The sequence below is a fragment of the Pluralibacter sp. genome (genome assembly GCF_019237635.1).
GTDB lineage: Bacteria > Pseudomonadota > Gammaproteobacteria > Enterobacterales > Enterobacteriaceae > Enterobacter_B.
In genome coordinates this window covers 1-23582 of sequence record NZ_JAFAGS010000168.1, presented here as the reverse complement: position 1 = coordinate 23582, position 23582 = coordinate 1, and the positions used below count along the sequence as shown (strand labels likewise).

General features: G+C 60.4%; 23 protein-coding genes. 12 read left to right on the top strand and 11 right to left on the bottom strand.

Features of this window, described 5'->3' with window-relative positions; all coding sequences use genetic code 11:
• Positions 1 to 2 precede the first annotated feature (2 nt).
• Positions 3 to 1178, bottom strand: a complete 1176-nt coding sequence (gene entC / locus JO226_RS19720; protein ID WP_296406565.1) for an isochorismate synthase EntC — start codon at positions 1176 to 1178, stop codon at positions 3 to 5.
• Between the two features lie 181 nt (positions 1179 to 1359).
• On the opposite strand from entC, the gene fepB reads away from it, so the two are divergent.
• Complete coding sequence (gene fepB / locus JO226_RS19715; RefSeq protein WP_296406563.1) at positions 1360 to 2319, top strand: Fe2+-enterobactin ABC transporter substrate-binding protein; 960 nt, start codon at positions 1360 to 1362, stop codon at positions 2317 to 2319.
• Positions 2320 to 2345: 26 nt separating this feature from the next.
• On the opposite strand, the gene entS is transcribed toward fepB, so the two are convergent.
• On the bottom strand, positions 2346 to 3578 hold the full coding sequence (gene entS, locus JO226_RS19710; protein ID WP_296406581.1) for an enterobactin transporter EntS: 1233 nt from the start codon (positions 3576 to 3578) through the stop codon (positions 2346 to 2348).
• Positions 3579 to 3687: 109 nt separating this feature from the next.
• Here entS and fepD point away from each other — a divergent pair, with 109 nt between their 5' ends.
• The 3 genes from fepD to fepC are packed head-to-tail and all read left to right on the top strand — an operon-like array spanning position 3688 to position 6481.
• Positions 3688 to 4695: a Fe(3+)-siderophore ABC transporter permease gene (fepD, locus tag JO226_RS19705; protein WP_296406561.1), complete on the top strand. Its 1008-nt coding sequence runs from the start codon at positions 3688 to 3690 to the stop codon at positions 4693 to 4695.
• Positions 4692 to 5684, top strand: a complete 993-nt coding sequence (gene fepG / locus JO226_RS19700; protein WP_296406559.1) for an iron-enterobactin ABC transporter permease — start codon at positions 4692 to 4694, stop codon at positions 5682 to 5684. Before fepD ends, fepG begins: the two co-directional genes overlap by 4 nt.
• On the top strand, positions 5681 to 6481 hold the full coding sequence (fepC, locus tag JO226_RS19695) for an iron-enterobactin ABC transporter ATP-binding protein (RefSeq protein ID WP_296406557.1): 801 nt from the start codon (positions 5681 to 5683) through the stop codon (positions 6479 to 6481). Before fepG ends, fepC begins: the two co-directional genes overlap by 4 nt.
• A gap of 48 nt (positions 6482 to 6529) precedes the next feature.
• Here the strand turns inward: fepC and entF are convergent, their stop codons facing one another.
• Genes entF through fes form a run of 3 tightly spaced genes read right to left on the bottom strand, consistent with a single transcriptional unit; the run spans position 6530 to position 11855 of the window.
• Positions 6530 to 10399: an enterobactin non-ribosomal peptide synthetase EntF gene (gene entF / locus JO226_RS19690; RefSeq protein ID WP_296406555.1), complete on the bottom strand. Its 3870-nt coding sequence runs from the start codon at positions 10397 to 10399 to the stop codon at positions 6530 to 6532.
• 10 nt (positions 10400 to 10409) lie between these two features.
• On the bottom strand, positions 10410 to 10613 hold the full coding sequence (locus JO226_RS19685; protein WP_296406553.1) for an MbtH family NRPS accessory protein: 204 nt from the start codon (positions 10611 to 10613) through the stop codon (positions 10410 to 10412).
• A gap of 24 nt (positions 10614 to 10637) precedes the next feature.
• Positions 10638 to 11855 (bottom strand): enterochelin esterase, encoded by a 1218-nt coding sequence (gene fes, locus JO226_RS19680; RefSeq protein ID WP_296406551.1) that lies wholly within the window; start codon positions 11853 to 11855, stop codon positions 10638 to 10640.
• Positions 11856 to 11990: 135 nt separating this feature from the next.
• Here fes and JO226_RS19675 point away from each other — a divergent pair, with 135 nt between their 5' ends.
• The 4 genes from JO226_RS19675 (at position 11991) to JO226_RS19660 (ending at position 15875) form a co-directional block, all read left to right on the top strand.
• Positions 11991 to 14252: a TonB-dependent siderophore receptor gene (locus tag JO226_RS19675; protein WP_296406549.1), complete on the top strand. Its 2262-nt coding sequence runs from the start codon at positions 11991 to 11993 to the stop codon at positions 14250 to 14252.
• Positions 14253 to 14365: 113 nt separating this feature from the next.
• Positions 14366 to 14596, top strand: a complete 231-nt coding sequence (locus JO226_RS19670; protein WP_367273566.1) for a GDCCVxC domain-containing (seleno)protein — start codon at positions 14366 to 14368, stop codon at positions 14594 to 14596.
• Between the two features lie 74 nt (positions 14597 to 14670).
• Entirely contained in the window at positions 14671 to 15324 is a 654-nt protein-coding gene (entD, locus tag JO226_RS19665; RefSeq protein WP_296406546.1) for an enterobactin synthase subunit EntD, read from the top strand.
• 308 nt (positions 15325 to 15632) lie between these two features.
• On the top strand, positions 15633 to 15875 hold the full coding sequence (locus JO226_RS19660; RefSeq protein WP_296406545.1) for a DUF1158 domain-containing protein: 243 nt from the start codon (positions 15633 to 15635) through the stop codon (positions 15873 to 15875).
• Positions 15876 to 15912: 37 nt separating this feature from the next.
• Here JO226_RS19660 and JO226_RS19655 read toward each other — a convergent pair whose 3' ends face one another.
• Positions 15913 to 16254, bottom strand: coding sequence for a RamA family antibiotic efflux transcriptional regulator (locus JO226_RS19655; RefSeq protein WP_296406542.1), 342 nt, complete (start codon positions 16252 to 16254; stop codon positions 15913 to 15915).
• A 32-nt stretch (positions 16255 to 16286) separates the two neighbouring features.
• The gene (locus tag JO226_RS19650; protein WP_296406540.1) at positions 16287 to 17387 is read right to left on the bottom strand and encodes an MBL fold metallo-hydrolase; all 1101 of its coding nucleotides are present in this window, start codon (positions 17385 to 17387) and stop codon (positions 16287 to 16289) included.
• 178 nt (positions 17388 to 17565) lie between these two features.
• Between JO226_RS19650 and JO226_RS19645 the strand changes: the two genes are divergently transcribed.
• From JO226_RS19645 to nfsB, 3 genes are all read left to right on the top strand, one after another.
• On the top strand, positions 17566 to 18150 hold the full coding sequence (locus JO226_RS19645) for a TetR/AcrR family transcriptional regulator (RefSeq protein ID WP_296406538.1): 585 nt from the start codon (positions 17566 to 17568) through the stop codon (positions 18148 to 18150).
• Positions 18147 to 18515 (top strand): MmcQ/YjbR family DNA-binding protein, encoded by a 369-nt coding sequence (locus JO226_RS19640; protein WP_296406536.1) that lies wholly within the window; start codon positions 18147 to 18149, stop codon positions 18513 to 18515. Before JO226_RS19645 ends, JO226_RS19640 begins: the two co-directional genes overlap by 4 nt.
• 122 nt (positions 18516 to 18637) lie before the next feature.
• Entirely contained in the window at positions 18638 to 19291 is a 654-nt protein-coding gene (gene nfsB / locus JO226_RS19635) for an oxygen-insensitive NAD(P)H nitroreductase (RefSeq protein ID WP_296406534.1), read from the top strand.
• A 33-nt stretch (positions 19292 to 19324) separates the two neighbouring features.
• On the opposite strand, the gene JO226_RS19630 is transcribed toward nfsB, so the two are convergent.
• From JO226_RS19630 to JO226_RS19620, 3 genes are all read right to left on the bottom strand, one after another.
• Positions 19325 to 19612, bottom strand: coding sequence for a helix-turn-helix transcriptional regulator (locus JO226_RS19630; protein WP_296406532.1), 288 nt, complete (start codon positions 19610 to 19612; stop codon positions 19325 to 19327).
• On the bottom strand, positions 19593 to 19922 hold the full coding sequence (locus JO226_RS19625) for a type II toxin-antitoxin system RelE/ParE family toxin (RefSeq protein WP_296406530.1): 330 nt from the start codon (positions 19920 to 19922) through the stop codon (positions 19593 to 19595). The genes JO226_RS19630 and JO226_RS19625 overlap by 20 nt, the downstream gene beginning before the upstream one ends.
• A gap of 140 nt (positions 19923 to 20062) precedes the next feature.
• Complete coding sequence (locus tag JO226_RS19620; protein WP_296406528.1) at positions 20063 to 21106, bottom strand: DUF2157 domain-containing protein; 1044 nt, start codon at positions 21104 to 21106, stop codon at positions 20063 to 20065.
• 109 nt (positions 21107 to 21215) lie between these two features.
• Here JO226_RS19620 and JO226_RS19615 point away from each other — a divergent pair, with 109 nt between their 5' ends.
• Positions 21216 to 22463 carry a mechanosensitive ion channel family protein gene (locus JO226_RS19615; protein ID WP_296406526.1) on the top strand — a complete coding sequence of 416 codons (1248 nt, stop codon included), beginning with the start codon at positions 21216 to 21218 and terminating at the stop codon, positions 22461 to 22463.
• A gap of 45 nt (positions 22464 to 22508) precedes the next feature.
• On the opposite strand, the gene JO226_RS19610 is transcribed toward JO226_RS19615, so the two are convergent.
• Positions 22509 to 23582: amino acid permease (locus tag JO226_RS19610; RefSeq protein WP_296406524.1), on the bottom strand; the 1074-nt coding region annotated here is incomplete at its 5' end.

Here is a 23582-nt window from a genome sequence, read left to right as displayed (position 1 = left end):
CCTCAGTGCAGGCCGAACACGTTCAGCATGGTGGAAAGCTTGACGCCCGTTTCCCGCCACTCCGACAGCGGCGACGACGCCGGAACAATCCCTGCCCCGGCGAATAAACGAATCTGGTTCTCCCGCACGCGGGCGCAGCGGATGGTGACCACCCACTCGCCGTTGCCCTCGTCGTCGCACCAGCCGACGATTCCGCCGAACAGTTCGCGCTCAAACGGCTCAAGGTCGGCAATCAGGGTTTTGGCGATATGATGCGGGAAGCCGCTCAGCGCCGGGGTCGGGTGCAGCAGACAGGCCAGCGACAGCGCGTTCTCCTGCGGTTTCGCCCGTCCCTCGATTGGGGTGGCCAGATGCCACAACGTCGGCGTTGTCACCAGTTGCGGCGACGGCGGCAGCGTCAGGTCGAGGCTTCGCGGCGACAGCACCGCTTTCATCGCCTGGGTGACCAGCTCGTGCTCGTGACGGTCTTTTTCCGACGCCAGCAGGCGGTTGCCCGCTTCACGATCCAGCACATCATCCGGCTGGCGACGGGCGGAACCCGCCAGCGGCAGCGAGCTAAAATAGCTCCCCTCTTTGCGCAGCAGCAGCTCCGGGCTGGCGCCCAGCAACACGCCGCCGTCCGGTAGCGGGATATGGAAGTTAAAGCTGGCCGGGTTCTGGGCAATCAGCCGCTCCAGCATCGCGCCGGTATCGACATGCCTGTCGGTCGCCAGCTCAATCAGGCGCGACAGCACCACCTTATCGACCTTCGGCGTCGCCGTCAGCGCCGCGGCTCGCGACACCATCGACATAAACCCTTCCTGCGCCGGGATCTCCTCGCGGGCCAGCACCTGCAACGACGGCATCCCCGCCGCATAGCGCGCGGTGTGTTGTTTATCGGTGCGGGAAAATGAGCGGCTCCGCTCAGGAATGAACAGGGCCGAAGGCTGAGTGGTATCGAACGGGATAGCGCCAACCAGTCGCGGTTTGGTTATCCCCGCCGCGCGAGCATCGGCAAACGCGCGGGCAACGGCCTGTTGAAAATCGCCGTTAAGATCGTCGCCGCCCTGCACTGGCTGCGAAACGCGGCAGAAACAACCGTCTGTGGTAAAGCTACGGTACGGCGACATAAAGAAGAAGCTATCGGCCGCCAGGGGGGTGACCGCGTGCTGAATCTCTTCAGGCAGTGACGTTTCCATTTCCATATCATCCTCAAAAACGATAAAGATATTAATAATGATTATCATTTATATTTTTGTTGAGTAACCTAAAAGTAAAACGTCTGTATGTCAACAGCCAGTGTCTCTTCCTGCTTGCATCTGCGGCGCCACAAAGTGAAAATGAGACGCATTAACTTAGATAACCGAGGAACCTTACCGCGTGAAATTCTCTGCCTTTGTCCGTAACGCCCTGCTTTTCGTCGGGCTGTCTGCTTTAGAATTATCTTCAACGCTTGCCGCCGACTGGCCGCGCCAGGTGACCGACAGTCGCGGTGTTCACACCCTCGACCACAAACCGTTGCGCATCGTTTCCACCAGCGTCACCCTCACTGGCCCGCTGCTGGCGATCGACGCGCCGGTGGTCGCCAGCGGCGCGACCACCCCCAATAACCGGGTGGCCGATGACCAGGGCTTTCTGCGCCAGTGGGGCCAGGTGGCGAAGCAACGCAACCTGACGCGTCTTTATATCGGCGAGCCGAACGCGGAAGCCGTGGCGGCGCAAATGCCGGATCTTATCCTCATCAGCGCTACCGGCGGCGACTCGGCCATCGCGCTGTACGATCAGCTCTCAGCGATTGCGCCGGTGCTTATCATCAACTATGACGACAAGAGCTGGCAGGCGCTGCTGACGCAGCTTGGCGCCATCACCGGTCAGGAAAAACAGGCTGCCGAGCGGATTGCCGGGTTTGATCAACAGCTCGCCGCCGTGAAGGCGAAGATGACGCTGCCGCCGCAGCCGGTGAGCGCGCTGGTCTATACCGCCGCCGCGCACAGCGCCAACCTGTGGACGCCGGAATCAGCGCAGGGCAAGCTGCTGGGCCAGCTCGGCTTCAGCCTGGCGCCGCTACCCGCCGGGCTGCAAACCAGCCAGAGCCTGGGCAAACGCCACGACATCATCCAGCTTGGCGGTGAAAGTCTGGCCGCAGGGTTGACCGGGAACGCGTTGTTCCTGTTCGCGGGAGACCAAAAAGACGTCGAGGCCATCTACGCCAACCCGCTGTTGTCCCACCTGCCCGCCGTGAAGGAAAAGCAGGTGTACGCCCTGGGAACGGAAACCTTCCGACTCGACTACTACAGCGCCACGCAGGTGCTGGCACGACTGGAAAAATTGTTCGGTTGATCGGACGCTACGGCGCCTTTTCGGCGTCAGGCGGATGCCTCACGCCGAAAGCGCCGTAGCTCGCCCAGCACCACCACCAACGCCACGCCGACCACCGCCAGGATGCCGCCGCTCACACTCGCCGACGCGACCGGCGTCATCACCGCCCCAAGACCGCCGAGCAGCGCAGCGCCTGTCGCATCGCCAGTGACGTTCTGCGCCGTCCACAAACCATTGATTCGCCCCAGCATCGACTCCGGCGTCTGGCTTTGAATCAGGGTGTACTGCAATAGCGAGCTGATAGCGCTCAGCCAGCCGAACACCACCAGGCACAGCGCCGCCAGCAGCCAGACCGGCATCAGGCTAAACAGGCCAATCGCGGCAAACGCGCCGACGGTACAGGCAAGCATCAGCACGCCCGGCCGTGGGGCATGCGCCAGTTTGCCGCTGGTTAGCGCGCCCAACGCCGCGCCGAGCGGTATTGCGGCATAGAGAATGCCAATCTGCGACGTCGACATCTGCCAGCCTTGCGCCAGCGCCGGATAGAGTACGCGCACCGCGCTTGCCATGGTGACCAGACCGCCAAGCAGCGCGATACCGCCAATCAATGGGCTACTAAACAGAAAGCGCAGCCCGGCTATCAGCGAGCGCAAAGGGTGTTCCCGCGGCTGGGGCGGCGGCGGCAGTTTTGGCAGGCGCAGTAGCGTCAACGTGGTGATAAACGTGCCGATCGCCGCCAGCAGAAAGTTCCAGGCGACGCCGCCGCTGGCCAGCAGCATGCCGCCGACCATGGGAGAAATCACCGATCCCAGACGCACCGTCAGCATGGTGATCGCCCCGGCCTGCATCAGGTTGTCCCGCCCGACCAGCGCCGGGGTCGCCGCCAGCAACGCGGTCACGCCGATGGAGGCAAACAGGCCATCCCAGATACCCAGCAGATAAATCGCCAGCAGCGACGGCTGTGGCACCAATGCATTCAGCCACAGCCCGAGAAAGCCAGTCCCGCAGGTGCCGCGCGCCAGCAGAATCAGCGTCTTTCGCTCATAGCGGTCCGCCAGTACCCCGCCCGCCATCAGGCCGACAAACATCGCCCCGCCGGTGAGGGTAACCGACAGCCCCACCTGCCAGGTGGAGTGGGTCATCATCTGGATTTGTACCGGAACGGCCACACCGAGCAGGCCAAGCGAAAGGATAGAGATAAAACGTGCGATAAAAACGGCGCGAAACGCCGGATGGGTTTTTAACAAGCTGAGGTTCAGTAACCAGGAGTGTTTGTTCATGCCGCGCCCTGATGCTTTTTTCATACCATTTCCGTGGCCGCACATGCTAACATAAACGAATAAGATCGATAACGATAATTACTATCATTATCAAATCAGGGATGTTGCCATGTCGTTTTCCCCTGTTGCGGCGCGTGCCGTCGCCGTGCCCGGATTAATCCTGTTGCTGCTGTTTGCCGTCACGCTGAGCCTGCTGACTGGCGCCACCCCGCTACCGGTCAGCGTGGTTGTTGACGCGTTTACCGGCCAGTGCCAAAGTGCCGACTGCGCCATCGTGCTGGACGCCCGTCTTCCTCGCACCCTGGCCGGTCTGCTGGCGGGCGGCGCGTTGGGACTGGCGGGCGCGCTGATGCAGACTCTGGCCCGCAACCCGCTCGCCGACCCGGGTATCCTGGGCGTTAACGCGGGCGCCAGCTTCGCTATCGTCCTTGGCGCCGCGCTGTTTGGCTTCTCCTCGCCTCAGGAGCAGTTGCTGCTGGCCTTCTGCGGCGCCTTCATTGCCTCGCTGCTGGTGGCGTTTACCGGCAGCCAGGGCGGCGGACAGTTGAACCCGGTTCGCCTGACGCTGGCAGGCGTGGCGCTCGGTGCCGTGCTGGAAGGCCTGTCGAGCGGCATCGCCCTGCTCAACCCGGACGTCTACGATCAATTGCGTTTCTGGCAGGCGGGCTCGCTGGATATTCGCCAGCTCGCCACGCTCAGGGTGGTCTTCCTGCCGGTGCTTATCGCCACTGCCGTGGCGCTGCTTCTTAGCCGCTCGCTCAACGGCCTGAGTCTCGGCGCCGATACCGCGACCGCGCTTGGCAATCACGTTGCCCGCACGCAGATCCTCGGCCTGCTGACCATTACCGTGCTGTGCGGCAGCGCCACCGCCGTCGTCGGCCCTATCGCGTTTATCGGCCTGATGATGCCGTATATCGCGCGCTGGCTGGTGGGCGCCGACCACCGCTGGTCGCTGCCGGTTACCCTGCTCGCGACCCCGTCCCTGCTGCTGTTTGCCGATATTATTGGCCGCCTGATCGTACCCGGCGAGCTGCGCGTTTCCGTGGTCAGCGCCTTTATCGGCGCGCCGGTACTTATCTGGCTGGTACGTCGCCAGCCGCGAGGAGGCCGCGCATGATGGCGCCATCCCGTCGTCTGGTTGTCATCTGCCTGCTGCTGTTGATCGGGAGCCTGCTGACGGCCCTTCTGGGCCTGCGCAGCGGCGCCATAACGCTGGAGGTCTCTCAGGTGTTCGCCGCGCTGCTGGGCGATGCGCCGCGCAGTGTTACGCTGGTGGTGACCGAATGGCGACTGCCGCGGGTGCTGATAGCGCTGCTGGTCGGCGCATCCCTTGGCGTCAGCGGCGCCATGTTTCAGTCGCTGATGCGCAACCCGCTCGGCAGTCCTGACGTGATGGGCTTTAACGTCGGCGCCTGGAGCGGCGTGCTGGTGGCGATGGTGCTGTTCGGTCAGCATCTGGCGGCCATCACCACAGCGGCCATGGTCGGCGGCGTCACCGCGGCCCTGCTGGTCTGGCTGCTGGCCTGGCGCAACGGTATCGACACCTTCCGACTTATCATCATCGGGATCGGTATGCGGGCGATGCTGATGGCGTTTAACACCTGGCTGCTGCTGCATGCCTCGCTGGAGACCTCGCTGGCCGCCGGGCTGTGGAACGCCGGGTCGCTTAATGGCATCACCTGGACTAAGACCTGGCCTGCCGCGCCGTTGCTGCTGGCGATGCTGGCGTGTGCCGCCCTGTTGGTACGCCGGATGCGGCTGCTGGAGATGGGCGACGACAGCGCCTGCGCGCTTGGGGTCAACGTCGAGCGCTCCCGCTTGTTGATGATGCTGGTGGCGGTGCTGCTGACGGCGGCCGCGACGGCGCTCGCCGGGCCGATTTCGTTTATCGCGCTGATCGCCCCGCACATCGCCAGACGGCTTTGCGGCACGGCGCGCTGGGGATTAACCCAGTCGGCGTTGTGCGGCGCGCTGCTGCTGACGCTGGCAGACGTTGGCGCCCAGCGGCTGTTTATGCCTTACCAGCTTCCGGTTGGGGTGGTCACCGTCAGTCTCGGCGGCCTCTACCTTATCGCGCTGCTTATTCAGGAGTCCCGCAGGAAATGACAGACAATACGGCCCGCCTGCACGGCGAGACGCTTACCCTTGGCTACGGAAAAACCCCCATCGCCGAGAACCTCAGCGTGGCGATTCCGGACGGCCACTTCACCGCCATCATCGGCCCCAACGGCTGCGGCAAATCGACGCTGCTGCGCACCCTGAGTCGCTTAATGGCGCCGCAGCGCGGCCACGTTTACCTCGACGGCGCGCACATTCAACGCTTTGCCAGCAAAGAGGTGGCGAAGCGTATCGGCCTGCTGGCGCAAAACGCCACCACGCCTGGCGACATCACCGTCCAGGAACTGGTGGCGCGCGGCCGCTACCCGCACCAGCCGCTCTTTACCCGCTGGCGTAAAGAAGACGATGATGCGGTTAATCGCGCGATGCAGGCCACCGGCATTACGCATCTGGCCGCGCAGAGCGTGGACACCCTTTCCGGCGGTCAGCGCCAGCGGGCATGGATTGCGATGGTATTGGCACAGGAAACCGCCATTATGCTGCTGGATGAACCCACCACGTGGCTCGATATCAGCCATCAGATAGACCTGCTGGAGCTACTACGGGATCTGAATCAGGAGAAAGGCTATACGCTGGCGGCGGTGCTGCACGATCTCAACCAGGCCTGCCGCTATGCCACGCACCTTATCGCCCTGCGCGACGGAAAAATCATCGCCGAGGGCGCGCCGAAAGCCATTGTCACGGCGGAGCTTATTGAGGCGATTTACGGGATGCGCTGCACCATTATCGACGATCCGATCGCGCACACGCCGCTGGTGGTGCCGTTAGGGCGCCCGCGTCGGTAAAACGCCCCTCCCCGCCCGCGTACGGTCCGGGAGAGGGGCCGCTCAAGCCTACCCCAGCACCTCCCGCAGTACCGGGCCAATGGTCTCAAACGCCTGCGGCGAAATGATATCCACATGCGCGCAGTCCAGCCGGTAAACGTCCAGGTCCCGTACCCACGGCGCCCAGGCAGTTTGCGGGTCGGTTCCCGCAGGCAGCGTTTTCTGCGCCACAAACAGCGTGGCTTTACCGTCAAACGGCACGCTGTGAGCGGTGGTTAACAGGCGCACCGCATCGGCATAGTTGCCCTCAATGGCGCTGAAAAGCTCGCCGGAGGCATTCCCCTGCTGCGCGGCGAGAAACGCCTCGCGTTCGCGGTCAATTTCCGCCAGTACCTCAGGATCCAGGCCGTTCGCCTCTTTCTCCGCCCAGTTTTGCGTCTCCGGCGGCCAAGTGTCGAGCAGTCCGAGGAAAGCGACCGTTTCCCCGCGCAGCCGCAGCCGGGCCGCAATCCCCTGCGCCAGCGTGCCGCCAAGCGAATAACCGAGCAGGTAGTACGGGCCGCGCGGCTGCTGTTGCAGCAGGGTGGCGAGGTGGTTTTCACACAGCGCATCCAGATTTTCCGCCGTCGCCATCGGCCCTGCCGGACGCGGCGACTGAATGCCGGTCACCGACCAGCGGGGCGATAGCCAGCGCGCCAGCACGCTAAACTGCCAGGCGAAACCGGAGGCCGGATGGAAGCAGAACAGCGTCGGCCCGCTGCCGTCACGCAGCGGCAGAATCGCTTCATAGCCCAGGCGCTGTACGCTGGCGTCATCCTGCCTCTCCAGCAGCGCGCTAAGCTTCGCCACGGTGGAGGAGACCATCACCTGCCCCGGCGTAACCTGGCGCGCAAAATGGCGGCTGAGCCGGGCGGCGAGGCGCATCGCCAGCAGCGAATGCCCACCGAGGGCGAAGAAGTCGGCCTCCACATCGTTGACCTCACCGCCGAGCAGCGCGCTGAACGCCTGCGCCACAGCCCGTTCACTGTCCGATTCCGGCGGACGTCCACGCGTCGTGCGGTTTACCGTCGGCAACGGCAGCGCTTTGCGGTCCAGTTTGCCGTTGGCGCTGAGCGGCAACGACGGCAGTTGCACCAGCACCACCGGCACCATGTGCGGCGGTAATTGCGCGCGAAGGCGCGTCAGCAACGCCTCGCAATCAAGCGACAGGCCGGACTCCGGGACCACATAGCCCACCAGCTGTCGGGCATCGCCGCCGACGGCCACCGCCTGATTAAAGACGCAGGCATGCGCCACCGCCTGCGCCACGTCCGGCAGGTTCTGCATTGCACGGTCAATATCGCCGAGCTCGATCCGCTGTCCGCGAATTTTGAGCTGGTCATCGCTGCGTCCGAGATACTCCACCGCGCCGTTGTCCAGCCAGCGCGCGACGTCGCCGGTGCGGTACATGCGCTCGCCCGGCGCGAACGGGTCGGCAATAAAGCGGCTGGCGGTGAGATCGGCGCGCCCCAGATAGCCCTGCGCCAGCTGGATGCCGGTGAGATAGAGATCCCCCGCCACGCCAAACGGCACCGGGCGCATCATGGCGTCCAGAATGCGCAGCCCGGTATTCCACACCGGAAAACCGATCGGCACGCTACTCCCGCCGACGGCCGCAAGCTCGGGCCCGCAGGCCGGATACCCACTGACGTCCACCGCCGCCTCCGTCGGGCCGTACAGGTTGTGCAGCGGCACGGCGGTGAGGCGCTCCCAGTCGCGGCACAACGCCGTCGGCAAGGCTTCGCCGCTACAGAACACCCGGCGCAGCGAGCGGCAATGCCCCACGTTTTCACCGTCAAGGGAGGCGACAAACGCCGCCAGCATCGACGGGACAAAATGCGTGGTCGTCACGCCATAGTGGGTGAAAAACTGCTGCATCGCCAGCGGGTCGCGGTGGGCGTCTGGTTCCGCCATCACCAGTTGCGCACCGACGATAAACGGCCACCAGAACTCCCACACCGAGACATCAAAGCTGCACGGCGTCTTCTGCGCTACTACATCGTCAGCGCCGAGCGGGTAGCTGTCCTGCATCCACAGCAGGCGATTGACGATCGCCGCTTGCCCGACCATCACGCCTTTCGGGCGCCCTGTCGAGCCGGAGGTAAAGATGATACAGGCGGTGTGTTCCGGGCGGGAGAGCGCCAGCGCGGTGGCGTCGGCAACCGGCAGCGGTTCGCTGTAGCACAGGGTGGCGATGCCCGGGAAGCGGTCGCGCTGATCCTCAGAGGTAATCAGCAGCGATGGCCGGGCATCCTCCAGCATCATCTGCAGGCGGTCATCCGGATAGCCGGTATCGAGCGGCAGCCAGGCCGCACCGGCCTCGACGATACCGTGCAGCGCCAGGGTCAGGAATACCGAGCGCGGCAGCGCCACCGCCACGCTATCGCCAGGCTTCACGCCGTGTGCGCGCAACAGCGTCGCCAGCGCCACCACCTGCTCGCGCATTTCGCGATAGCTGAACCGCCAGCGGGCATCGGCCAGCGCTGGCGCAGTCGGCGTTCTCATCACCTGCGCCGCCACCAGCGCGCTGAGGGTCGTTTCCGGCAGTATCATGCGGGTGTCGTTGATCTGTGCAAGCTGCTGATACTCCGCATCTGAGACCATCTCCACCTCTCCGCAGCGCAGGTGCGGATTGCGGGCGAACTGCGCCAGCATCGCCGATAGCCGCGCAATATGGTGCCGGAGCTCCGCCTCGTCATAGCGCTGCTTGTTGGCCAGCACGTCAATGGATAAACCCCCCGCCTCGTCCGGGAACAGCGCCAGCTCAATATCGTTGACCGGCCCGGTGGCAAGGGTGTGGGTTGTGGCGCTCACCCCGTCGATAGCCAGTTGATAGTCGAACACCTTGACGTTAAATACCGGACCGAACAGCGGCTCGTCTCCGGCGGCTTTACCGCTGTCGCGGACGATTTGCTCGGCGTCATAGCGCTGATGACGCCGCATTTTTTTCAGCTGCGCCGCCAGTCGTTGCGCCAGTTGCGCCAGTGTTTCCGCAGCATCAATCGTCACCGACAGCGGCAGCACGTTAAGCACCGGGCCGCTGGCGGTCAACGCAGCCGACCCCAGACGACGCATGAAGATGTAGCCCGCCGAATAATCCCGACGTCCACACAGGCGACCGAGCCACAGCGCGGCCAGCGCCAGCGCCAGATCGGTGCGCTGGCACTGCGGCGCGGCGGCGGTAAGCTGGCTGAACGCCTGTTTATCCGCGGTCACCTTCAGCCGCCAGATATTCGCCGTTGCGGCGCGTCCGGGCAATGGCGCCGCAGACAGCGACGCCGGGGGCGGCAGTTCGCGACGCTGTTGCGCCCAGAAGGCACCGTCATGCCGCCAGCTGTCGCTCTCGCGGTAGCGCTGATATTCCGCCACCACCTCCGCAAACGGCGTGAAGGGGGAAACCGGCAGCGGCTCGCCGCGCAGCAGCGCGCGATAAATCTGTACTATATACCGGGTCATCGCCGGGAAACTGAAGCCGTCCACCAGCAGATGGTGGTAGCGCTGGTACCAGAACCACTGATTTTCCGCCACGCGGATCAGCTGATGGCAAAACAGCGGGTTGCCGCTCTCGACGCGCAAGTCCTGTTGCAGGTCGGCCTGCATCAGCGCCTGCGCCGCCGCGTGCGGGTCGCTCGCCGTACGGACATCGACCATCGCGGGCGGTGAAAAAACGAGACTGTCGTCCGGCTGCTGCCAGAGCTCGCCGTCATCTTCGCCGAAGCGAAAACACAGGGTATCGGCCTGCTGCAGGCCGATAACGATAGCCTGCCCCAACAGGGTCGCATCAATAGCCCCTTCCAGCGCCACAGAGTGCGCCACGCTCCAGGCATTCGGCAGCGAAGAGAGTTTTTCCGCCATCCAGATCCCCGGCTGCGCAGCCACCAGAGGTAAACGTTCAGTCATTACAGGCTCCTTAATCCGCGTAGTGCGTCGGGGTGAGTGAGGTCCAGCGCGCGGCGAGCCAGGCGTTGCAGTCATCCGCGCATTGCGGTTCGCAGACCACCGCCCAGCCCTCGGGCAGCGCGCACTGCTGCGGCCAGAGGCTGAACTGCTGGCGGGTGTTTTGCAGAATGTAGAACTGCCCTTGCGGGTCATCGAAAGGGTTACTGAATTGCATACCAAACTCCTGTCATAGAACGCATTACGCGCGGCTTTCGGTGAGAGGCTGCCAGAGCTGAATCAGCCCTGCCGTCAGCCCGCCGCGCCAGCACAGCGCATCATGTCCACCGTCAACCGGACGCCAGAAAACCGGCTGCTGCGCCTGCTGTAGTTGCGGTAAAAGCGCCTGATTGGCCTGAAAAATCATCGGTTCGCGCACGCCTGCTTCCAGCCATATCCGTAAATGCCCCGGCGACAGCTCGCCGCGTGCCAGTTTGCCGATAAGCGCACCGTCCTGCGGGGTTCCGCGACTCGGCCACCAGAACGAACCGGACTGGCTCAGCACGCAGCCAAAACGCTGCGGCCAGTGAAGCCCGGCAAACATCGCCGCCAGGCCGCCAAAGCTCTGCCCGGCGACAACAGTGTGCTCGCCGCGATCGCTAAAGGGCGCAAGGGCTTTCACCTGCGGCAGCAACTCCTGTTGTAAGGCCAGCCAGAAATCGGTGTTACAGGGGAGCTCCGCGCTACGGTGCGCCGTATCGATAGCGTCGATCAGCAGATATACCGCGGGCGGCAGTTTGCCTTCGCGGGTGAGCGAGGCCAGCGCAGGCCATACCGGCATGCTTTCAGCCCAGAATTGGCCATCCAGCAGCACCGCCAGCGGGCGCCCCTCCGGGCTGGCGTCGCCTGTCGTGAAAATCCACACCCGCCGGGTATTGCCCAGACGCTGGCTGCGCCAGTCAATGCACAGCGGCGGCGAGTAGCGCGCCTGTGGCGTTTGCCAGCCGGGCTGCGCCGGTGAGCGCGGCAGCGAGAGCGCGGAAACCGGGTGCCCTCGCCCGCCGCGCCAGCTGTGAGGATTCAGCGGGTCGGCAATCGCCTGCGGCAGCAGCGCGCGCCACCCCTCGCGCAGCAGTACGCGGTCCGGATGCGGGCGGCTGAAGATCTCAGCGGAGAAGTCATCGCGCCGCGCGGAAGGGATCAGGCAATAGCTGCCGCGCCAGCTGGCGGGCAGCGTCGTTTGCCAGCGCCAGACGTCGGTCCCCGGCAGGCGCTCCAGCGACTGCGGTACGGCATTTTGATGGTGGTCGGTCACACCGGTGATGTAGATCCACACCCGCAGGACTGGCGACGTCAGCTCGCTGCCCGCCGGGTCTCGCCACCAGAAGGTGACATGGCACGACGCCCCTTCCAGCCGCCACTCCGGGCCGCGTTTTCGCGCCCACCAGGCATTACTTCCTGTCGTTGCCGTCTCCGTCACGTTAACCCCGCGCTATGTATTGATTTTTTTCTATCTGTAAAAATTTATTGATAATATTATTGATAACTATTTTCATTTGCAATAGCGTATTGACGCGCGTTTTTTGGGATAGTCAAACTCACAGCAGGGCTCATAATGAATAAGAAAATGAAATTCCTGACCTTACAGGTCATTCTGGGAATATACGGGGTCGCGCTTCCGCTGCACGCCGAGGACAGCACGGTAAAGGCGGTCGACGACAAGGCAGAAACCATGGTGGTCACCGCGGCGCAGCAGAACCTTCAGGCGCCGGGAGTCTCGACCATTACCGCCGACGAAATCCGTAAGAACCCTCCCGCTCGCGACGTGTCGGAAATTATCCGCACCATGCCGGGCGTTAACCTGACCGGTAACTCCACCAGCGGTCAGCGCGGCAACAACCGCCAGATTGATATTCGCGGGATGGGGCCGGAAAACACCCTGATTCTGATCGACGGGAAGCCCGTCACCAGCCGCAACTCGGTGCGTCTGGGCTGGCGCGGCGAGCGCGATACGCGCGGCGATACCGGCTGGGTGCCGCCGGAGATGATCGAACGTATCGAAGTGATCCGCGGTCCGGCGGCGGCACGCTATGGCAACGGCGCCGCGGGCGGCGTGGTCAACATCATCACCAAAAAAGGCTCGGAAGAGTGGCACGGTTCATGGAACGCCTATATGAACATGCCGGAGCACAAGGATGAGGGCGCGACAAAACGCACCAACTTCAGCCTCAGCGGCCCGCTGGGCGGCGACTTCAGCTTCCACCTGTACGGCAACCTCGATAAAACCCAGGCCGACGCGTGGGACATCAACGAGGGACACCAGTCCGAGCGTACCGGCATCTACCAGAACACCCTGCCTGCCGGGCGCGAAGGGGTAGAAAATAAAGACATCAACGGCGTGGTGCGCTGGGACTTCGCGCCGATGCAGTCACTGGAGCTCGAGGCAGGCTACAGCCGCCAGGGCAACCTGTACGCGGGCGATACCCAGAACACCAATACCAACAGCCTGGTCAAAGAGAACTACGGCAAAGAGACCAACCGCCTCTATCGCCAGAACTATGCGCTGACCTGGAACGGCGGCTGGGACAACGGCGTGACCACCAGCAACTGGGTGCAGTACGAATACACGCGCAACTCCCGTATCCCGGAAGGTCTGGCGGGCGGCACCGAGGGGATTTTCGATCCCAACGCCAAACAGAAGTTTGTTGATATCGATCTCTCCGATGTCATGCTGCACAGCGAAGTCAGCATGCCGCTCGACCTGTGGGTGAATCAGAACCTGACGCTGGGTACCGAGTGGAACCAGCAGAAGATGAAGGACATGACCTCCAACACCCAGACCTTTATGGGCGGGGATATCCCGGGCTCCAGCAGCACCAACCGCAGCCCGTATTCGCAGGCGGAAATCTTCTCGCTGTTTGCCGAGGACAACATGGAGGTCACCGACTCCACCATGCTGACGCCCGCGCTGCGTTTCGATCACCACAGCATCGTCGGCAGCAACTGGAGCCCATCCCTGAACCTCTCCCAGGGGCTTGGCGACGATTTTACCCTGAAGATGGGCATCGCCCGCGCCTATAAAGCGCCGAGTCTGTACCAGACCAACCCGAACTACATTCTCTACAGTAAGGGCCAGGGCTGCTACGCCAGCGGCACCGGCGTGGGCTGCTACCTGATGGGTAATGACGACCTGAAAGCGGAAACCAGCGTCAACAAAGAGATTGGCCTGGAGTTTAAACGCGACGGCTGGCTGGCGGGCGTCACCTGGTTTCGTAACGACTACCACAACAAGATTGAAGCGGGCTATGCGCCGGTCGGCCAGACCTCTGTCAGCAGCAAGGGCAAAACCACCTATACCGACATCTACCAGTGGGAAAACATTCCTGAAGCGGTGGTGGAAGGTCTGGAAGGGACGCTGAACGTGCCGGTCAGCGATACCATCAACTGGACCAACAACATCACCTGGATGCTGCAAAGCAAGAATAAAGAGACCGGCGAACGCCTGTCGATTATTCCGGCCTATACGCTTAACTCCACCCTGAGCTGGCAGGTGGCGCAGGATGTGTCGCTGCAGTCGACTTTTACCTGGTACGGCAAGCAGCAGCCGAAAAAATACAACTATAAAGGACAGCCTGCGACCGGAAGCGAAACCGATGAGGTTAGCCCGTACAGCATCGTCGGCCTGAGCGGCACCTGGGATGCGACCAAAAACGTCAGCCTGACCGCTGGCGTCGACAACCTGTTCGATAAGCGCCACTGGCGCGCGGGGAATGCCCAGACCACCGGCGGCGATACCGGTTATATGTACGGCGCAGGCGCCAATACCTATAACGAATCGGGACGTACGTGGTTTATGAGCGTCAACACGCACTTCTGATGCCCCATTCTCCTGGGGGATGCGTTCCTTGCGTCATAATAAAATATCCCGTTGGCGACGATGGTATATTTGTTGCTGATGACAATGGCGAAATCCTCAGGAGCATGAGCATGATGGAGACTGAAGTTGTTCTGGAATCGGAAATTACCTGCCCGGAATGCGGATTTAAAAAGCGGGAACGTATGCCTGTAGATGCATGTCAGTGGTTTTATGAGTGTGAACACTGCCATAGCCTGCTCAAACCTAAAGCGGGTGATTGTTGTGTTTTTTGCTCTTATGGTTCCGTTCCTTGCCCGCCAGTACAGCTGTCTTCACAGCATGGGCAGAAAGGATGCTGCCAGTAAGCATTACCGCCACCCATCCCGATCCGGTTGGGTGGCATTCCGCGAACCCTTGTCGAACCCGGTGAAGAGAACCGATGCAGACACATCACACCCACCTCACTTTTCACGACCTTTCCCTCCATCGTATCGACTTTTCGTCCGCCACCTTCGCCGATAGCGATCTGTTAGGGTTGCCTCATTACGCCAAGTTGCTGACCGCAGGACGAAAACGCAAGGCGGAGCATTTGGCGGGCCGCATGGCGGCGTTTCACGCCTTACGCGAACAGGGAATCCCCTTCATCCCGGATATCGGTGAAAAGGGCCAGCCGCAGTGGCCTGCTGGCTGGTACGGCAGCATCAGCCATAGCGCCGACGCCGCGCTGGCGGTGGTGGCCCGCCAGCGGGTCGGTATTGATATTGAAACGCGGCTGGAGGCTGACCTGTGCGAAGAAATCGCCGACAGCATCGCCGGCCCGGATGAACTCACGCGCTTGCGCGACTCCCGCCTCCCCTTTCCGCTGGCGCTGACGCTCGCCTTTAGCGCCAAAGAGAGCCTGTATAAGGCGCTCTCTGACAGATTCCGCGACATCCCTGGTTTTCACGCCGCGCAAGTTAGCGCGATAACCCCGCATTCCCTCACGCTTGAGCTGCGCGTCGACCTCTTCCCGTCGCCTGCCGGAACGGCGTTTACGCTGTACTGGTATAGCGAAAACAATCATGTCATTACGCTGCTGATGGCCGGGGAATAACGAGAGAGAAAGCCGTCTGATGTGAAGTGCCCCCCAAAGTTGGACATCCAACCATCAGGGAGCGCTCCACCTTTTAAATTCCGGTAAGCGGAAAGCCTGAAATAAATTTCGGGCCAACACATAATATATTTAAACAAGATTTATATTAACGGAAAGAAAATTATTCCAACGCAATATTCAAAACTGAATTAAGAGAATCGTCGTAATACTGATATTTCATTATTGATAAAATAATGCGCCATTGTGAGCATTGCGTTATTGATAAAATTCCCGGAGAATATAATTTTTAACTGACGATTAACATAACAATGAAACATCCGCTCGAATCGCTGTTGACCGCTGGCGGCATTTTACTGATGGCATTGCTCTCTTGCCTGCTGCTGCCAGCGCCCTCCCTGGGGTTGACGCTGGCGCAAAAACTGGTGGAGACGTTCCATCTAATGGATCTCAACCAGCTCTATACCCTGCTCTTTTGCGTCTGGTTTTTAGCGCTTGGCGCTATCGAGTTCTTTATCCTGCGCTATGTCTGGCGTCGCGTATCAGGGGGATAAAACAACAACGCCCGCCGGAGTGCGGCAGGCGAGGCGGTTAGTGCGTCTGGGTCTGATGTTCTTTGCGCCAGGCGCCCGGAGGCTGTTTGAAGGTGCGGGTAAAGATGCGGGTGAAGGTTTGCTGCGAATCAAAGCCGTATTTCAGGCAAATGTCGTAGACCTTCTGGTTGGTGTCGCGCAGATCCTGCGCCGCCAGCAGCAGCTTGCGTTTGCGGATATAGCGCCCCAGGTTCTCCCCTTTATGCTGGACAAACAAACGTTGCAGATGCCATTTCGAATAGCCCGCGTGACGGGCGATATCCTCAATGCGCAACGGCTGGTGTAAGTTGTCGTCGATCCATTCAACGATGGTGTCAATCACCTGAGCGGAAATCGTCATATTTCCTTCCCCTGTTGTAAATAGTCTGGCGGTCATTCCCACCAGACCCGAAATTGTTGATGCGGGTTCGCCACCCATACCGGCTCCCCTTGCACTGGCGTCAACAGGCGATACGGCTTCCCTTCGCTCTCCTGCGCCAGTTTTTTATACGGGTCGTCCCAGGTATGTTTCGCCAGCACAAAGCGCCCCGAATGACCCGGCAGCACCGCGCGGGCATTAAGGTCTACCGCCGCCTGCGCGGTTTCTTCCGGCATCATGTGAACGTACTTCCAGTCCTGGTCGTACTGACCGTTTTCCATGATCGCGAAATCAACACGGCCAAACTGACAGCCGATCGCCTTAAAATGCGGGCCGTAGCCGCTGTCGCCGCTGTAGTAGACGTTCCGCTGCGGCGTAACGAACATGAAGCTGCCCCACAGCGTCTGGTTGCGCTTAAGACCGCGGCCGGAAAAGTGGCGCGCGGGCAGTACATGTACCGTCAGCGCATCGTTGACCCTGACCTGTTGCTGCCAGTCGGCTTCAGTGATGATGTCAGGGTTCATCCCCCAGTAACGCAGATGCGAGCCCACGCCCAACGGCGTAATCACCCGGCGGACTTTCGGCATCAGCGCCCGGATGGTGGCGTAGTCGAGGTGGTCGTAGTGGTCATGGGAGATAATCAGCAGGTCTATCTCCGGCATGCTCTGCGCCGTCCACGGGTAGTCGCCATCAAACGCTTTGTTGAGGAACGAAAACGGCGCGGCATAGCTGCTAAAAACCGGGTCTATCAGAATGCGCTGCCCGGAAAGCTGCAAATACCATGAGGAGTGCCCCAGCCAAATCATCACCTCCTGCTGAGACGGCAGGCTGGCAAGACAGGTATTCACCCGCGGCAACGGCTGCGCCGGACGCGCGTTTTCGCGTTTCGCGGTCAGGAATTCCCACCAGACCGCCAGCCTGGTTTTCTCCCCGGTAAAGCCCGGCGTCGGTAGCTGATTATGAAACGCCCCATCACGGTACTGCGCGGAGCGCTCCACGATGTTTAACTGCGCGCCCTGAGGCGTCTGACCAAAACCGGCATTCAACACAAACGGTAAACTCGCTGCACTGGCAATTAACATGATGGCAACCACGCTGATAAAGCATCGCTTCATATCCTGACCACGAAACGGCAGACGATATTGAGAAACTTGATTATGAGTGAGTAAGCACTCATTATAGGAACAGAACGAGGGTCGTCAAGACGATTTTCAATTTTTGACATTCAGCGTTGAAGTGGCGCAACCGGCATGCTTCAATCGGTGTTTTTTCCAGACTGTGAGGTAAAGTGTAGTGGCTCGTCCGAAAAGCGAAGATAAAAAACAAGCGTTACTTGAGGCTGCAACCGCTGCATTCGCCCAGTCCGGGGTTGCGGCATCGACCGCCGTGATCGCCCGCAACGCCGGGGTAGCGGAAGGTACGCTGTTTCGCTATTTCGCCACCAAAGACGACCTGTTAAACGCACTTTACCTCGATATCAAAGCCGATATGCTGCAGGCGCTGCTCGCCCGCCCGACCCCCGATGTCACCACGCCAAAAGAGAATACGCGCCACATCTGGAACAACTATATTGACTGGGGGATCCGCAATCCCGTTCGTCACAAAGCGATTCGCCGTATGGCGCTGAGCGAGCGGATCACGGACGCCACCAAACAGCAGGCAAGCGATATGTACCCTGAACTACAGGAGCTCTGTAAACGCTCAGTGCGCGAGGTCTTTCTGGTGGGGGATTATCAGCCCTTTGGCGATGCGCTGTTCCTGGCGCTGGCGGAGACGACGATTGAGTTCGCCAGACATGAACCGCCGCGCGCGCAGGCGCTTATTGCGCTCGGTTTTGAAGCTATGTGGCGGGCGCTGGCCGAGGAGGAAGCACCATGAATGGCGATGCGTTAGTCGCCCACGCGCTGCGCGTGGCGCAGGAGTATCCGTTCGCTGAACACTGCTGGCCGTTTGGTCCGGAATACGACGTCTTTAAGGTGGACGGTAAGATTTTTATGATAGCGATGAGCCTGCGCGGTCGTCCGCTGATTAGCCTCAAGGCCGACCCGGCGCTCTCGCTGCTGCATCAGGCCATCTATCCGAGCGTTCAGCCCGGATACCACCTCAACAAAAAACACTGGATTTCCGTCTACGGCGGTGATGACATTCAGCCGGATCTGCTCGAAAGCCTGATTGACGCGTCATGGCATCTGGTGGTCGACAAGCTGCCCAAAAGCCGTCAAAAACGCCTGCGTCCGGCGTGATTTTCCGCTCCGGCAAACACGTGTTATCCCATTTTTGGCCCTTATCAAGCGCTTGCGAACCCTGTACTCTGCTCCCACCTAATACGCCGAACCACGGCGATATCATTTTCTGAGGAGCCATTATGGATATCGTATCTGTTGCCCTGAAACGCCACTCAACCAAAGCGTTCGACGCCAGTAAAAAACTGACCGCCGACCAGGCCGGGCAGTTGAAAACCCTGCTGCAGTTCAGCCCATCGAGCACCAACTCCCAGCCATGGCACTTTATCGTCGCCAGCACCGAGGCCGGGAAAGCGCGCGTGGCGGCTTCCGCCGCAGGCAGCTACGTATTCAATGAACGTAAAATGCTGGATGCTTCTCACGTGGTGGTGTTCTGCGCTAAAACCGCGATGGACGATGCATGGCTGGATTGCGTGGTGGATCAGGAAGAAGCCGACGGGCGTTTTGCGACCCCGGAGGCGAAAGCCGCTAACAACAAAGGTCGCCGCTTCTTTGCCGATATGCACCGCGTCGAGCTGAAGGATGACGAGCAGTGGATGGCAAAACAGGTGTACCTCAACGTCGGCAATTTCCTGCTGGGCGTGGCCGCCATGGGTCTCGACGCCGTGCCGATTGAAGGTTTCGACGCCGCCATCCTTGATGCGGAATTTGGTCTGAAAGAAAAAGGCTTCACCAGTCTGGTGGTCGTGCCGGTAGGCCATCACAGCGTTGAAGACTTCAACGCCAGCCTGCCGAAATCCCGCCTGCCGCTAAGCGTCACGCTGACCGAGATTTGATCGCTTTGCCCGGCGGCAACCGCCGGGCAAATCTCAGTAAAGCAGAACCTGCGGATGCTCGATGCCGCACGCCAGCGCGTAACGCGTTAGCGTGTCCAGGCTTGCGCGCGTCACGTTAGCCTCCATCCGCGAAACCGTCGGCGCACTCACTCCCATTCGTAGGGCTACCTGATTGCGTGTAAGCCCTGCGTGCTGACGCCACTGCGCCAGCATCTCACGTAATCGCTCTTGCCGCTCTTCTGCGTCAAATGCGGCCTGAACGCCAGGCTGCGCCAGCATTTCAGCCCGCAATTCATCCCAGTCAATTTTCTTCTTGCTCACTTTGCATCTCCTTTAACCGCTTCAACGCCAGGGAAATCTCAGCGACAGGCGTCTTCTGCGTTCTTTTCACAAAAACACGCAGCAACCAAAGCGTTTTCCCATGTTGGTAAACGTAAATACCCCGGCTTTGAATCGCGCCTAATGTGCGAATCTCATAGAGTCCGTTCCCCAATGGCTTACTGTCTGGCTCACGCAGCGCCAGAGGATTCAATCGAAGTTTATCCAGTTGGCGGATGAGCTTCGCCTGCACCACCACAGGTAGAGCAATAAGCTCGTCCCTGACCTTTTCATGTACCAGCAATCTGAACATGTTGCTCTGCCCCCTGAAATATTAGCATATAATGCAATTTGCCTTAAAAGCTAAATTAGCCCCTTTAGCCTGTAGCATATTGCAGCAGGCTAAGAGGTTCAGAATTTCAGGGAAAAAATGGAAGCGTCTTTCAGAAAAGGTTATTTCTCTGCCGGTTTACGTTCTCCCGCATGCCAAATCCTTTCCGCATACCGCCCCACCACCGCCAGTGAAACGGCGAGAATGAGGAAAAATACCACCTTATGCAGGCTGTCCCAGAAGTATTCGAAAAAGCGGGTATAGAGGTTGATGCCCAGAAAAGTCAGGCCAAAACCGCGCAGCATACCGTCGTCGGTTTTCAGGCTGATATAAATACAGAGTCCGGCGGCGACGGCGAACAACAGCGCCCACGGGATTAGCGCTTCGCGGGTCACGCTGCTCCAGTTGTCGAGATCGTAGTTGCCGAAAATGGACATGATCCACAGGGCGATAAACAGGTAAGTCAGCCCCATCGCTTTACTGATGATGAACAACCGACGCTTTGCCAGCACGTCGCGCAGCAGAAAGCAGGCGAGCAGCAGCGCGCCGCCGAACAGCACAAAGCGGATGGGGTAGTTCATGCCCAACCAGTAAGCTCCCCAGCCGGAGACATAGCCGGTTTCCGCGCCGAACCAGTTGCCCAGCGCCAGCAGGAAAAAGAGCCACACCATTGTGGAACGCCCGAACCAGGCCACCACGCCATAAATCGCGCAGCCGATCAAAAACAGAGGGGCAACGTGTCCGCTGCCGTTATCCAGCCGTTCGCCAAGCTGCCACAGCATCAGCGCGGTAAAGACCACGCCGAGAAACAGTATCGCTTCGGTACTGTAATGCCACTGCGTTTCCCGCTGCTGGCGGCGAAACCCCCACAGATAGAAAACGACAGCCAGCACCAGCGGAGCGCCAATGCGCATCAGCCCGGAATAAGAAAACAGCGCAAGCAGATACTCCACCAGTTCGCTGTCGGCAAAGAAGCTCGCCAGGGCTATCAGTACGCAGGCTATCGCCGTCCAGAAGGCGTAGCGGCTCAGGCGCTGCCAGTCAAAAGCGACGGCGTTCAGCGTCGCCGCCAGCTTCGCGTGCTCGTCATCGGTAATCTGGCCCTGCAGCTGCCAGTCGGCCAGCGCCCGCCGGATAATGCGCTCCTGCTTACGTGTCACGTTCATCGCGTCCCTCTGTCGCTGCGTTTTTGTTGAGTATATCACTCAGGTTGCCCCTGGTTTGCATCTTCATCACCCAGCGGTCATCATGACCATGGGCAATTCAGGAGACGTTATGCAGGAATTAATATCCACGATTCGACAACTTGGCATCGACATTAATCACACCACCTCACTGGTGATTATTTTCGGCATCATTTTTCTGACCGCCGTGATTCTGCACGTAATATTGCACCGGCTGGTATTACGGGCCTTTGAAAAACGCGCCCGGGCCAGCAGCCATTTGTGGCTGCAAATCATTACCCAGAATAAGCTTTTCCATCGGCTGGCGTTCACCGTGCAGGGGATCGTCGTCAACGCGCAGGCGGTGCTGTGGCTGCAAAAAGGCAGCGATGCGGCTTCCGTGCTTATTATCTGCGCTCAGCTGTGGGTCATGCTCTACGCCCTGCTCTCTTTTTTCTCGCTACTCGATGTGGTGCTGAACCTGTCGGGGAAATTGACTTTCGCCTCGCAGCTGCCGCTGAAGGGGATCTTTCAGGGCGTCAAACTGGTCAGCGCTATTCTGGTCGGCATTCTGATCATTTCCCTGCTGCTGGGGCAGTCCCCGGCCATTCTGATAAGCGGCCTCGGCGCTATGGCCGCCGTGCTGATGCTGGTGTTTAAAGACCCGATTCTTGGCCTCGTGGCGGGGATCCAGCTTTCGGCGAACGACATGCTGCGTCTGGGTGACTGGCTGGAGATGCCGAAATATGGCGCCGACGGCGCGGTGACGGACATCGGCCTGACCACCGTCAAGGTGCGTAACTGGGACAATACCATCACCACCATTCCGACCTGGTCGCTGGTATCGGATTCGTTTAAAAACTGGAGCGGCATGTCGGCCTCGGGCGGCCGCCGCATCAAGCGCAGCATCAGCATCGATACCACCAGCATCCATTTTCTCGACGAGCAGGAGCGGCAGCGGTTAATTCAGGCGAAGCTGCTGAAGCCGTACATGGACGAGCGTCATCAGGAGATCGACGCGTGGAACCAGCAGCACGGTCACGGCGATTCAGTGCTCAACCGCCGAAAGATGACCAATATCGGCACCTTTCGCGTATATCTCAACGCCTATCTGCGCAATCACCCGCATATCCGTAAAGATATGACACTGATGGTCAGACAGTTAGCCCCGGACGCCAACGGTTTGCCGCTGGAAATTTATGCGTTCACCAACACCGTGGTGTGGGCGGAATATGAAAATATTCAGGCGGATATTTTCGACCATATTTTCGCCGTGGTCGAGGAGTTCGGCCTGCGTATCCATCAGGCGCCGACCGGCAACGATATTCGCTCGCTGGCGCATGTGAGGAGTTCAGAGTAGTTCGACGCCTCCCTCTGCGCCGCGCAGAGGGAGGCATTTATCGTGTTACCCGCGCTTACGCAGCACCTTAAAGGCGATAAACAGGAACACCACCCACGCCGGAAGCAGGATGGCGGACAGGCGCATGTCGTCAATCGTCAGCATCAGTCCGAGGATCATCAGCAAAAACGCGATACACAGATAGTTGCTCGCAGGCGCAAACAGCGCGCGAAACTTCGGCTCGCGTCCTTTCCGGCGCTGCGCGGCGCGAAACTTAAGATGCGCCATACAGATCATCAGCCAGTTCAGCAGCAGCGTCGCCACCACCAGCGCCATCAGCAGGCCGAACGCCTTGTGCGGAAGCAGATAGTTCACCAGCACCACCAGCGACGTCATCGCGCCGGACAGCAGCAGCGAGTTCACCGGCACGCCGCGGCGGCTGACGCGGGTAAGGAATTTCGGCGCATTGCCCTGGACCGAGAGGCCGAACAGCATGCGGCTGTTGGAGTACACCCCGCTGTTATAGACCGACAGCGAGGCCACCAGAATGACAAAGTTCAGCGCAGAAGCCACCGCGCTGCTGTCGAGATGATGGAAAATCATCACAAACGGGCTGCTGTCGGATTTAATATTCACCCACGGATACAGCGCCAGCAGCACCACCAGAGAGCCGATGTAAAACAACAGAATACGGTACACCACCTGGTTTACCGCCTTCGGGATGCTTTTTTCCGGGTCGCGCGCTTCCGCCGCCGTGATGCCGATAAGCTCTAGCCCGCCGAAAGAGAACATAATCACCGCCAACGACAGCACCAGCCCGTGCCAGCCGGTTGCCAGGAAACCGCCATGACGCCAGAGGTTATCCAGCGAGGCATACTCGCCGCCGTTGCCGCTGAACAGCATCCACAGACCAAAGCCGATCATCCCGAGGATAGCCAGCACTTTGATCAGCGCAAACCAGAATTCCGTCTCGCCGTACAGACGCACATTGACGAGGTTCACCGCGTTGATAATGATAAAGAACACCGCCGCCCAGACCCAGGTCGGCACATCCGGCAACCAATACTGCATATAAATACCGGCGGCGGTGAGTTCTGCCATGCCGACCAGCACGAACATCACCCAGTAGTTCCAGCCCGA